Here is a 12710-nt window from a genome sequence, read left to right on the forward strand (position 1 = left end):
CTGGTGCGCTGGGTGTTAATGCGTTGCATACCAGCATAAATTGCTATTTTCGCTAGGATTAATACCACTTGCGAGAGGTGGCTCGCGAGGTGGTGCCAACTACTGCTATGCGCTACTTGCTGCTGCTCACCGTTCTGTGGTTGCTTCCCGCTGTTGCCTTGGCCGCGTCCCCGCCCGCCGATAGCTCTTTGCTGATCAATAGCTTGCCCAAGAAAGGACTCCTGCTCGAAAAAGGCTGGCGCTACCATAGGGGCGACAACCCAGCATGGGCCAAGCCGGACTTCGATGACAGCGACTGGGACACCATCAGTCCCACCCTGTCCCAGCGGGAGCTGGCCCCGCGCTTGCAGATCGGCATCAACTGGCTGCGGCTGCGCTTTCGCCTCAGCGACAGCCTGCGCCAGCGGGCGCTGATGGTGCAGGCCGGCCAGCTGGGAGCCATGGAATTGTATTGCAATGGCCGGCTCGTGCAGCGTCAGGGCACGCTCCACCCCGTTCCCAGCCAGGCCACGCCCGGCTCTATCAATCCCGACCCCGTAGAAATGCCGATAGATGCTGGCGCGGCGGAACAGGTGCTAGCCGTCCGGTTGGTGGTATGGACGCCCCCGTTTCAGTTAGGTGCCGACGAGAATTCCCTGTTGCGGGTCCGATTGCGGACAGTGCCGCAGGTGATGACGTGGCATGCGGAGCAGGAGGTAAACCGAACTATTTTTTATGTTGTGGGGGGCATTTTTGGGCTGCTTATGCTCCTGCACTTTGCTTTTTTTCACTACAATCCCGCCCAGCTGGCCAACCGCTACTTCGCCCGCTACGCCCTGTCGCTGACCTTGGCCTCGCTCGGCGTTTATTATGGCAGCACCCTACCCTTGTCGCTGATTCCGGCCCTGGTGTTGAGCAGCGTCACCTTTACCCTCTTCTTTCTGGGTAGTATGTGGGCAGTGCGGGCGCTGTATGCGCTATTCAACTTTCGCTTAGGCTGGATTTATTACGGCCTGTGGGGGTGCCTGATCGTGTTATTGCTGCTCCATCAATTCAACGTATTTTCCTCAGTCAGCTTTCTTACCTACTTAACGTTTGTGGTACTGGCCACGGCCGAGCAGCTGCGCCTGACGATGCAGGCGTTGCAGCAGCGGCAGCGCGGTGCCTGGATCATCGCAACGGGCTTTGCCATCGGGCTGCTGTGCGCGGTAATTTTCGCCAGCCTGGTTGTGTTGAAAGTAGAGTTTTCCATGGTGCTGGAAAACTTCTTTTTTCCGCTGATCTACTTGCCGCCGGCGCTGGGCATCTCCTTGTTTCTGGCCCGCGAGTTTGCTTTGGACAGCCAGCTGCTGCAACTCAAGCTGAACGAGGTGAAGCAGCTTTCGGCCCAAACGCTAGCCCAGGAGCAGGAAAAGCAAGCCCTGCTGGCCCAGCAAAATGAAACCCTGGAGCAGCAGGTGCAGCAGCGCACGGCCGCTCTGCAACGCTCCCTCACGGAGCTGCGCACGACGCAGGCCCAACTGGTGCAGCGCGAGAAAATGGCGAGCTTGGGCGAGCTGACGGCCGGCATTGCCCACGAGATTCAAAATCCGTTGAACTTCGTCACCAACTTCGCCGACGTGAGCACCGAGCTATGCCACGAAGCGCAGGAAGTAGTGGCCGGCTCAGCTTACCCGGTTCCGCAAAAAGGGGCTTTAGCTGAGCTATTAAGCGATTTAGGCGAAAATCAAGTCAAGATTACGCAGCACGGGCAGCGGGCGGCCAGCATTGTGCGGGGCATGCTGGAGCACGCCCGCGCCAGCACCGGCGAGCGTCAGCCCACCGACGTGAACGCGCTGTGTGAGGAATATCTGCGCTTGGCGTATCAGGGCTTGCGGGCCAAGGACAAGACTTTCAACGCCACGCTAGCCACGGATTTAGCCCCCGATTTGCCCCTGGTTACCGCTGTAGGCTCGGACTTGGGGCGGGTGCTGCTCAACCTCCTGACCAACGCTTTTTATGCCGTGCGCCAGCGCCAGCAGCAAGGCGCCGAAACCAGCTACGTGCCTACCGTGCGCATCAGCACCTGCCATGCAGGCAACCAGGTTGAAATACGGGTGCAGGATAACGGCACCGGCATACCCGCGCACGTGAAGGAAAAGATATTTCAGCCCTTTTTCACCACCAAGCCCACGGGCGAGGGCACGGGCCTGGGTCTTTCTCTCAGCTACGACATCATCACCCAGGGCCACGGCGGCACGCTCACCGTTGACAGTAAGGAGGGCGCAGGCAGTACATTTTGCATCACGCTGCCCGCGTAAATAATTGAGTGGTGAAAAGGGATATTATTACGCTTTGGTTAGCCCTTATGATAAGCAGGCCGTGCATCCTGACAGCCGCCCACTAACTAGTATTGCCGCTGAAGAGCCGAAGCAGAAACCGAAGCATCGTCAGCTAAAAAAGCCCCCCACAAACGGCAGCGCTACCTCTGGGGGGCTTTTATTCCAGCTGCTGAGCCGTCGAGGCTGGCCGGTCGTTGGCGGGTTTGCAAATGCGCACGAAATCGGTATCAGAATGGGCTTTCAGGAAGCTGGCCTGCAACAGACCTATTTCCTTCTGCCATATCCTGCAAAGGATTTGTTGTATTTTCACCCTTAGTCAGTCCGCAGGCCCTACAGTGCAGATGTAAGACTTACATAGTCCACTCTAACGTCGGAGTAGCACATGATACCCTATTGGCTTCAGTCACTGTTGGCCCCAGGCCTTGTACTTTCTCTGCTCTGCTGCTCGTGCCAGGAGAAAAAAGCTGCGCCCTCGCGCCAAGCGTTGAATAAGCTAAATCTTAGGTCCGGCCAGCTCATTACCTGCGGCCCGCCGAATCAACAGCTTGGCTCCCTAACCTTTCCCATTGCCTGCCGCACCGAAACCCAGGACGACTTTGCCTTAGGCCTAAAGCTGCTGCATTCCTTTGAATATGAGGAAGCGGAAAAAGTCTTTGCGTCCATCATCAGTGAGCAGGCAACCTGCCCGATGGCTTATTGGGGCGTGGCCATGAGCACGTTTCATCCGCTCTGGACGCCTCCCTCCGAGGCTGAGCTACGGAAGGGCGCCAACGCCCTGGCCATCGCGCAAGCCCTGCCGCCTTCCTCGCCAAAGGAAGCAGCATACATCAATGCCTTAGCCGCTTTCTACCAAGATTGGGCGACGGTCGGCCACCGGCCCCGGTGTCTGCGCTTTGCCCAGGCGATGGAAAAGCTTGCCGCCCGCTACCCCGACGATCCGGAAGCCACCATTCTGTATGCCCTGGCCCTGACGGCCGCCGCTGATCCGACCGACAAAACGTTTGCTCAGCTCAAAAAGGCTGGCAGCCTCCTCACGGCGCTGGCACCGAAATACCCCAACCATCCGGGTATTATTCATTACCTCATTCATGCTTATGATGTGCCGGCGCTGGCCCCGCTGGCCTTGCCCGCAGCGCGCAAATACGCATCGGTGGCACCATCGTCAGCCCATGCCTTGCACATGCCCTCGCATATTTTTACCCGCCTGGGGCTCTGGAATGAAGCGGTAGCCTCGAATCTTGGTTCAGTGGCTGCCGCTCAGTGCTATGCTGAGCAGGCGGGCCTAAAGGGCCATTGGGACGAAGAACTGCACGGTCTGGATTACCTTATGTATGCTTATCTGCAACAGGGCGACAACCCGCGCGCCAAGCAACAGTGGACCTACCTGCAATCGATTACTGCCGTCGAGCCTCTCTCCTTCAAAGTGGCTTATGCTTATGCGGCTATTCCTTCTCGGTATGTACTAGAAAACCGGCAGTGGCAGCAGGCAGCGGCGTTGGAAGTGCCCGGCGCACTTGTTCCGTGGGAGCAGTTTCCCTGGCAGCGGGCCATTCTTCACTTTACCCGGTTGCTGGGCGCCGTGCATACCGACAACAAGGCCGCCGCCCAGGCAGAATGGGCGGCTTTGCAGCGCCTGGAAACCATTCTGAAGCAGCAAAAAGATGCGTACAAAGCCCAGCAAGTGCATGTCCAGCTGACGACGGGTGAGGCGTGGATGCGGTGGCAGGAAGGCAAGCTAGAGGAGGCGGAAGCGCTGATGAGGCGCGCTGCGGCCCTGGAAGACAGCACAGAAAAGCACCCCGTCACGCCCAGCGAAGTGCTGCCAGCTCGGGAGTTGCTGGGAGATATGCTTTTAGCGATGAACCGCCCAGGCGAGGCCTTAGCTGCGTACGAGGTCAATCTGCAGAAACATCCCAAACGATTTAATGGACTCTACAGCGCCGGGCTTGCGGCCGAGCGGGCTGGCAAGCTGAGCAAGGCCCGCAGCTATTATCAGCAATTGCTTTCCGTGGCCGCTGCAAGCGCCACCCGAACCGAACTCACGGAAGTACGGCGCTTCGTACAAAGTCAGGCGTCACCCAGCATTCACACTACTAATTCACCAAGTCTGGGGGGCAAAAACGGCTTGATAATCGGGTACTAGTCGGGTTAAAATAGTCAGTTGAATACGACGGTTTAGCCTCAGAAAAACCATGATATGAAGTAACGACCGGGACGTTTTTCGATCAGGCTGAGGTGCAATAGGCAGGGTGCACTGAGGAAATTATCGACTTATTTTGACCCGACGCAATGCCTGCCTTCCCGTGTTGCTGGGGGGCAAATATTGGCATTAGTGCGCGCAATAAAGGTTTTGAGGTTGACGCAGGCTTTTAGTTTAAAAACGAATCGAAGCGTTGGCGCAGAATAAAATTTGCGTTTCTGAAAAACGCGTCTTTACCTTTACAGTATCAATTCTTTCCCACTAAAAGGATTGTTTTTATACAGAGGCGTGGAGAGACAGGCTCGACGAAACGCCGGCAACCCCCAACACAATTGGAACGGTGCCAAGTCCTGACCATATAAAAACAAATTGCCGTGAAAAGCTCCCCCAGTACCCCCGCTTCCTCCGCCACGCTCGTTGCTGTACAGCATCGGTGTTGTATGATGTGTTGTTGTGCCATTGGTACGCCAATGGCGGGTGTGGTCGGCTAGAACGCCGGGAAAGACTCTGTTTTTTCTGCTAATCCACTGCCGAGGAAGGTAGCGTTGCGCCGCAAAGCAGCCCCGCCGACCTGTATCCATCCGGCAGCGCCCGCAGCCCCCGCCCGCTTGCCCATTCCGCCCCGAACGTCTTCGCGCTTCGGCCCCCGGTTTTAGGCTGGCTCCGCCCCAACCTTCCTTGTCAAAAGCTGCTGCGTGTTTCGCGGTAGTGCTAAGCCCAGCTGTGCACAAGTTGGGCCGCGAGGAAGAAAGCACGCGCCACTAAAGCTTTGTTTGCGGCGCGCCAGGGGCGAAAATCCACTTACTGCTACTGCCTGCTCGTCCTCTTCAGCATCTGTGCGCCCCTAAGCAGCGCGGGTTGGCTAGGGGGCAAAATGAGGCCGGCCAGATGGGTTCATTCAACCCTTATCCTCTACTTCTTCCTCATGAAATCTTCTACTTTTCTGGCTTTGCCGGCCGCCGTCCTGCTGGCGGGCACTACCACGGGATTCGCGCAAACTACGGCCGCCCAGCCCGCCACCCAAACCGTAGCCGGCACCATCACCGACGCCGCCGACCGAAGTCCGCTGCCGGGCGTCACGGTCATAATCAAAGGCACGACCACCGGCGCCTCCACCGACCCTGGGGGGCAATTTTCGTTGCCCATCCCCGCTGGCGGGGCCACGCTGGTTATCACCGCCATCGGCTATGTGCGGCAAGAGGTGCGCACTACCGGCGGCGAGCTGCGCGTGGCGCTGAAATCGGATGTGCAGCAGCTCTCGGAAGTGGTAATAACGGGCTACAGCGAGCAAAACCGCAAGGCCCTGACCAGCGCCATTTCCTCCGTAAAAGGCGACGCACTCAAGGACGTGCCCGCCGCCAGCCCCGACCAGCTGCTGCAAGGCAAAGCGCCCGGCGTGCAGGTATCAGCCAACTCGGGTGTGCCGGGCGGCGGCATTTTCATTCGGGTGCGGGGCAGCAACTCCGTCAATGCCAGCAACGACCCGCTTTACGTGGTGGATGGCGTGTTTATCAATAACACCAACCTGATTGCCACCGGCCTCGGCAACCAGGTGTCATCCAACCCTTTGGCCGATATCAACCCCCAGGATATCGAGAGCATCGAGATTCTGAAAGACGCCAACGCTACGGCCATTTACGGCTCGCGGGGGGCAAATGGGGTGGTGCTCATCCGCACCAAGCGCGGTAAGGCCGGCGAAAAAACCCGTATCACTTTGGATACTTATCAAGCCGTATCCAACGCTCCCAAGCAGTACAAGCTGGTGACCGGCCCAGAGCTGGCAACCCTCGAAAATGAGCGGTTTTTGAACGATGGCGGCAACCCCTCGCTCTTGCCTTATCGGCCCGTAGCGGACGGAGGCCGGGGACTGCCGGAAGAGCAGCAAACCTACGACCGCCTCTCCGATGTGTTTCGCACAGCCCGCACCCAGAGCTACGAAGTATCGGCAGCCGGTGGCTCCGACAAAACGCAATTCTACATTGGCGCGGGCTATTTTGACCAGGAGTCTATTGCGCGGCCCAGTAAGTTCAACCGCTTCAGTTTGCGGGTAAACCTGGATAACTCCGTGACGGACAAGGTACGCATCGGCACGAGTACGGCCCTCACCCGCACTCAGCGCAACGTGAGCAGCAACGACAACAACCCCGTCGGCGTCATCAATTCGGCCCTGTTTCCGCGCACCAACCTGCCGGAGTACAACCCCGACGGCAGCTACGCCAAGTACGGCTCCTTCGACAATCATCAAGCCCTCATCGACAACCTTGATAACGACGCGGTGGGCACCCGCGTCATCTCGAACGTGTATGGCGAGTACCGCATTCAGCCAAATCTGACCCTGCGTAGCAGTTGGAGCATCGACTTCAACGACATGTACGAGAACAACTTCAACAACACGCTCATCCTGGCTGGCCAGCCCCGCGGCACCGCCTCCTCTTTCCTCTCCCGCGACATTACGCTGCTCAATGAGCAAACGCTGAACTACTCGGTCAACATCGGCGAAAATCACTTTATACAGGCATTGGTGGGCAATACGCTCCAGCGCAACACCTTCCAGCGCACGACCCTGGCCGGCCAGCAGTTCCCCGGCAACGACCTGCCTACCATTGCTTCCTCGGCCACCCAAACCGGATCTTCGGCTCGCTCACAGGCTGGTTTGGTGTCGTTTTTTGGCAAAGCAACTTACTCTTTCAAAGAGCGCTACACCGCCGACGTAAGCGTGCGGGCCGACGCCTCTTCGCGCTTCGGCGCCGACAATCGCTGGGGCTATTTTCCGGCCGTGGGCCTGGGCTGGCGCCTGGGCGAAGAACACTTTATCAAGGACCTGAACGTGTTTGAGGAGCTGAAGCTGCGTGCCAGCGTGGGCCGCACCGGCAACCAAGCCGGCATCAGCGACTTCGCTTCCCTGGGCTTGGTGCAGGGCGGCGCCAACTACCTCGATTTGCCCGGCACCACGCCCTTGCAGCTCGCTAATCCCAATTTGAGCTGGGAAAGCACCGAGCAGTGGAACGTGGGCCTCGACGCGGCCGTGCTGCAAAATCGCGTGATATTGGAGCTGAACTACTACGACAAATACACCTCCGGTCTGCTGCTGAACGTGCCCGTGCCGCGCAAAATCGGCTTCTCCTCAGTAGTAGAAAACTACGGCGCTGTCAGCAATAAGGGCGTAGAGCTGCAAGTCACGACCAACTGGCTGCCCAAGTCGGCGGTGCAGTGGAGCACTACGTTCAACATCGCTCGCAATGTGAACAAAGTGGAGAAGCTGGCCGCCCCGATTACAGCTGGCTCGCGTGATATTTTCCGGCTGGAAGAAGGCCAGTCTTTGTACTCATTCTGGCTGTATAAGCAAACCCGCGTGAACCCCGAAAGTGGCGACGCGGAGTACGAAGACGTGAACAGCGACGGCGCCATCACCGTGGCCGACCGCCAGCTGGTGGGCACGGCCTGGCCCGATTTCTTCGGGGGCCTCACCAACTCCGTGAATTACAAGGGTTTTGATCTGGGCTTCACGCTGAACTTTGAGCGGGGAGCAAAAATCATGAACATGAACCGCTTCTTCCTTGTGCACGGCGGCACCCAGAGCAACATTGGCTACTTGGCCAACCAGCTCGACCGTTGGCAGCAACCCGGCGACCAGACCGACATTCCGCGCCTCACCACCAACGCTGCCAGCAACAACTACGGCGGCGTGGTGCAGAATCTAAGCGACCGTTACCTCGAAGATGGCTCTTTCCTGCGCCTGCGCACGCTGTCGTTGGGCTATAGTGTGCCCAAAGAAGTCGTGGCCAAAACCCGTTTGAACTCGCTGCGCCTCTACGTGCAGGCCGCTAACCTGTTCACTATCACGCCTTACTCCGGCCTCGACCCAGAAGTAAACTCCCAGGGAGGCGTAGCCAACACCAAAAACTTCGACTGGGCCACTGTGCCCCAGCCCCGCACTTTCCAGGTAGGCCTCACGGTCGGACTCTAAGCCTTTGCTCGTCATGAAACATACGTTATATCGCCTCTTATTTGCGACGCAGGTTGCGGCCGTTAGTCTTAGCCTATCCGCTTGCAACGACCTGCTGGAGCCCCAACCCGTCCAGCAGCTACCCGCCGACCAGGCCATCACCGACGCCGGCAGTGCCCGCGCCGCCACCATCGGCGCCTACGACCGGGTGCAGGCGTATTACCAGCTCAACTGGCCCGTGCTGGGCTTTTTGCCCGGCGAAAATGTGCGCTTCAACGGCACGCTCAATCAGTTTTTGCAGATCGACCAAAACCAGCTCAGCGCCGACAACGTGCTGATTACGGAAGCCTGGACGCAGATGTATCAGGCGGTGAACGTCGCTAATAACCTATTGGCGGCGGTGCCCGACGTAAATGACCCGCTGCTGCCCGCGGCCGAGAAAAATCAACTGCTAGGCGAAGCTCATTTCCTCCGGGCACTGGTTTATTTTGACTTGGGCCGGGGCTGGGGCGGGGTGCCGCTTATCCTCACCCCCACCCGCACCAAGGAAAACGGCCAAGGCATCGGCCGCAGCACCCAGGCCCAAACCTACGACCAGGTGCTGGCTGACCTGACCGAAGCCGAAACCCTGCTGCCCGACGCTACCACGCGCAACCGCGCCGTGAAAACCACCGCCCGCGCCCTGCGCGCTCGTCTTCATCTCTACCGCCAGCAGTACGCCGAGGCCGAAACCTATGCTACCCAGGTCATCAGCAATGCCAATTACAGCCTGGTGACGCCTTACCGGTCCATTTCGACGGCGCCATTTCTGAGTCGGGAATCGGTGCTGGAACTAACGTTCAGCAACTCCGACGCGAACACCATGTGGAACAACTGGTTTCCCAGCGCGCTTGGGGGGCAATTTAACTTCCAGCCCGTGCCTACGGCTATTGCCTTGCTCAACGACCCAGCAGTGGGGGGCAATCGCTCGGCGCTGCTGGCTACTACCACCATTGCCGGAGCCAACGTAACCTATGGCAACCTGTACAGCCGCTCCGCCCAGCGCGACGACCCTAGCTACGTGCTCCGTTTGGCTGAGCAGTACCTCATTCGGGCCGAAGCCCGCGCCCGCCAAGGCAAACTCACGCAGGCCTTGGCCGACCTGAACGCCGTACGCGCCCGCGCCGGCGTGCCAGCCAGCACCGCCACTACCGCCGACCAGCTGCTGCTGGCCATCGAAAACGAGCGTAAAGTAGAGTTTGCCTTTGAAGCTGACCGCTGGTTTGACCTTGTGCGCACCGGCCGTGCCGGCACCGTGCTCGGTGTCACCGATCAGCGCCGCTGGCTGTTCCCATTGCCTTTCAACGACTTAGTAGCCGACCCCGCTTTGGAACAGAACCCAGGGTATTAAATAAATTACAATGCTACAATAGCCCGTCATGCAGAGCGCAGCGAAGCATCTCGCGTGTTTAGTTGGATTACTACTCTGCCATCAGCACGTGAGATGCTTCGCTGCGCTCTGCATGACGGCCTTTATTTATCCGTACCCGCATCTTCTTTCAACTACACCTTCCATGATCAAAACATACTTTTCGGCGGCGCTCCTGACGTTGGGATTAGCCTTAGCGACGCCGGCTGCGGCCCAAAACAGCTATTTTTTCCCTGAAGCGGCAGCGGGCTCCTTCGACCCGGCCATTCCCACGCCGGAGAAGTTTCTGGGGTACCCGATTGGCTCGCACTACACCCGCACCGACCAGATTGTGGCCTACCTGCGGGAGCTGGACCGGGTGTCGGATAAGGTGAGCTTGCGGGTGCTTGGCAACACGTTTGAGGAGCGGCCCCAAGTGGTGGCCACTATTACAACGGTAGCCAACCAGCAGAACCTGGACCAGTTGCAGCAGCAACGCCGCGCTCTGGTTGACCCCAGCCAGCCCGCGCCCGACTACAAGCGTTTGCCGGTGATTATAAGCCTCAACTACGGCGTGCACGGCAACGAAAGCTCCAGCTCGGAAGCCGCCCTGCTTACGGCTTATTACCTCACGGCCTCTACCAGCCCCGAAACCCAACAGTGGCTGGAGCAGTCGGTCATCACGATTGATCCGCTGGAAAACCCTGACGGGCGCGACCGGGCCTCACACTGGTTTGACCAGAGTAAGTCGTGGCCCGTGGTGACGGACCCGCTGGACCGGGAGCATACGGAGGCCTGGCCCGGTGGGCGCACCAACCATTTTTACACTGACCTGAACCGCGACTGGCTGCCGCTAACGCAGCCCGAAAGCCGGGCCCGCATGGCGTTTCTGCACGAGTGGTACCCCAATGTCATGATTGACTTTCACGAAATGGGCACCAACAGCACGTACTATTTTGAGCCCACCAAGCCCCTGAGCACCGAAAACGACCTGATCCCGCGTGCTACTTATGAGGTGCTAAACGTGCGTTTGGCCAAGTATCACGCCCAGGCCCTGGATAAGCTCGGCGCTTTATACTGGACCAAAGAGCAGTTCGATAACCTGTCGCCCATCTACGGCTCCACCTATCCTGATTTTCAGGGCGGTGTGGGCGTCACGTTTGAGGTGGGCAGCTCCCGCGGTCTGGCTCAGGAAGGCACGAATGGCGTCGTGACGTTTCCCTTTACCATTCGCAGCCACGTGGCTACGGGGCTGGCCACCGTGCGAGGGGCCGTTGAGGAGAAAGATCTGTATCTGCGCCACCAGCGCGAGTTTTTTGCCTCGGCGCTGACTTCCGCCAAGAAGTTTCCGACCAAAGCCTACGTTTTTGGAAGTGCGAAGGACGAAACTCTCACCAACCGCTTCCTCGACCTGCTCTTGCAGCACAAAATTCAGGTGCACGAGCTGGGTAAAACGGTAACGCTTGATAAGCAAACGTTTGAGAAGGGCAAGACCTACGTAGTGCCCACCGCCCAACCGCAATATCGCATCGTCAACTCCCTCTTTGAAGAGCTGACTACGTTTCATGACAGCGTATTCTACGACGTAACTGGCTGGAGCCAGGCCCACGCCTACGGTCTGCCGGTAAGCAAGCAGAAAAACACGAGCCTGGTGCAGGGCGCGCCCATCACAACGCCCAAAGCGTTGGTTGGCAACGTGCTGGGGGGCAAAAGTAGCTACGCCTACCTCTTGCCCTGGACCGATTACAACGCCCCGAAAGCCCTGGTAGCCTTGCAGCGCGCCGGCGTCACGGCCAAGGTTGCTTTTAAGCCATTCCGCGCCGGCTCGGCTTCTCAACCCACCGATTTTGGCTATGGTACCGTGGTAGTACCAGTGGCAGGCCAGAAGCTGCCGGCCGATTCGGTATTTCAGGTATTGAGCCGGGTAAGCAAGCAGGCGCAGGTCACGTTTACGAGCGTCACAACTGGGTTTAGTGTGGGTGGTATCGACCTGGGTTCCAACAACGTGCGCACGGTGCCCGAAGCGAAGGCCGCGATGCTGGTTGGGGCGGGCACCACGGCCTCGGAAGTCGGCGAAGCTTGGTTTGTGGCCAGCCAGCATTTGGGGCTACCCTTGAGTAAGATAGAAGTAAGCAATGTGAGTCGGGCGCCGCTGGGCCGCTACACCAGCCTAGTGCTCGTGGGGGGCAATTATGGCGCGCTGGACAAAGTAACTGTGGACAAAATCCGGCGCTGGGTGCAGGAGGGCGGCACGCTTATTACTTTGAAGAACGCATCTGAATGGGCCGTTAAGCAAGGCATCGTCAAGGAGAAGCTGTTGATTCCGGCCAGTGGCGGCTGGGTCGATACCACGGCTGTGCGCACAGCCACCACGGCCCCAACTACAGCAGGTAAAAAGGGCAAGGAGACCGCCAGCACTGCACCCCAGACTTCGCGCCGCACCGATTTTGTCGATCAGGAGCACGAGGGCACCCGCGCCATTGCCGGCTCCATCTACCGCGCTGATGTGGACCTGACCAACCCCATTGCCTTCGGCCTCACCGACCGGCGCTTGTACGTATTCCGCAATGGCACCACGTTCCTGCGCCCCAGCCGCAACCCCTACGCCACCGTGGCTCAGTACGCGGCTACGCCGCTGGTCAGCGGCTACGTATCAAAGGCTAACCTGAAGCAGATCAGCAACTCAGCGGCGATTGTGGTAAGCAAGGTAGGAGCCGGTCGGGTGATCCTTTTCGCCGACGACCCCAACTTCCGTCACTACTGGCACGGTACGGCCCGCCTCTTCACCAACGCCCTGTTGCTGGGGCCGCTGCTGAATTTGCCCGAAGGCCCGGCTAGCATTTCGGCGGAGGAAGAGTAGAGTTAAAACTTAGTATC

At 58.8% G+C, this 12710-nt stretch carries 6 protein-coding genes and 1 riboswitch; of the genes, 5 read left to right on the plus strand and 1 reads right to left on the minus strand.

The genetic code is table 11. From position 1 onward, the window contains the following. Positions 1 to 107: 107 nt before the first annotated feature. Positions 108 to 2279 carry an ATP-binding protein gene (locus tag IEW06_RS20720; protein ID WP_229743101.1) on the plus strand — a complete coding sequence of 724 codons (2172 nt, stop codon included), beginning with the start codon at positions 108 to 110 and terminating at the stop codon, positions 2277 to 2279. Between the two features lie 178 nt (positions 2280 to 2457). On the opposite strand, the gene IEW06_RS10735 is transcribed toward IEW06_RS20720, so the two are convergent. Next, entirely contained in the window at positions 2458 to 2610 is a 153-nt protein-coding gene (locus IEW06_RS10735; protein ID WP_187732530.1) for a hypothetical protein, read from the minus strand. A 72-nt stretch (positions 2611 to 2682) separates the two neighbouring features. Here IEW06_RS10735 and IEW06_RS10740 point away from each other — a divergent pair, with 72 nt between their 5' ends. From IEW06_RS10740 to IEW06_RS10755, 4 genes are all read left to right on the plus strand, one after another. Next, positions 2683 to 4443, plus strand: a complete 1761-nt coding sequence (locus IEW06_RS10740) for a tetratricopeptide repeat protein (protein ID WP_188548263.1) — start codon at positions 2683 to 2685, stop codon at positions 4441 to 4443. A gap of 330 nt (positions 4444 to 4773) precedes the next feature. Next, a riboswitch (SAM riboswitch) is annotated at positions 4774 to 4865 on the plus strand. A gap of 560 nt (positions 4866 to 5425) precedes the next feature. Beyond that, positions 5426 to 8467 carry a SusC/RagA family TonB-linked outer membrane protein gene (locus IEW06_RS10745; RefSeq protein WP_188548264.1) on the plus strand — a complete coding sequence of 1014 codons (3042 nt, stop codon included), beginning with the start codon at positions 5426 to 5428 and terminating at the stop codon, positions 8465 to 8467. 13 nt (positions 8468 to 8480) lie between these two features. Continuing rightward, entirely contained in the window at positions 8481 to 9836 is a 1356-nt protein-coding gene (locus IEW06_RS10750; RefSeq protein WP_187732535.1) for a RagB/SusD family nutrient uptake outer membrane protein, read from the plus strand. A gap of 163 nt (positions 9837 to 9999) precedes the next feature. Then, positions 10000 to 12693, plus strand: coding sequence for a M14 family zinc carboxypeptidase (locus IEW06_RS10755; protein WP_187732536.1), 2694 nt, complete (start codon positions 10000 to 10002; stop codon positions 12691 to 12693). Positions 12694 to 12710 lie beyond the last annotated feature (17 nt).

This window comes from Hymenobacter qilianensis, from assembly GCF_014638675.1.
Lineage (GTDB): Bacteria > Bacteroidota > Bacteroidia > Cytophagales > Hymenobacteraceae > Hymenobacter > Hymenobacter qilianensis.

What these genes read in the sequence shown, in the direction of transcription:
- IEW06_RS10745 (WP_188548264.1), top strand. Translation starts at nt 5,426, where the DNA reads ATGAAATCTTCTACTTTTCTGGCTTTGCCGGCCGCCGTCCTGCTGGCG.
- IEW06_RS20720 (WP_229743101.1), top strand. Translation starts at nt 108, where the DNA reads ATGCGCTACTTGCTGCTGCTCACCGTTCTGTGGTTGCTTCCCGCTGTT.
- IEW06_RS10740 (WP_188548263.1), top strand. Translation starts at nt 2,683, where the DNA reads ATGATACCCTATTGGCTTCAGTCACTGTTGGCCCCAGGCCTTGTACTT.
- IEW06_RS10755 (WP_187732536.1), top strand. Translation starts at nt 10,000, where the DNA reads ATGATCAAAACATACTTTTCGGCGGCGCTCCTGACGTTGGGATTAGCC.
- IEW06_RS10750 (WP_187732535.1), top strand. Translation starts at nt 8,481, where the DNA reads ATGAAACATACGTTATATCGCCTCTTATTTGCGACGCAGGTTGCGGCC.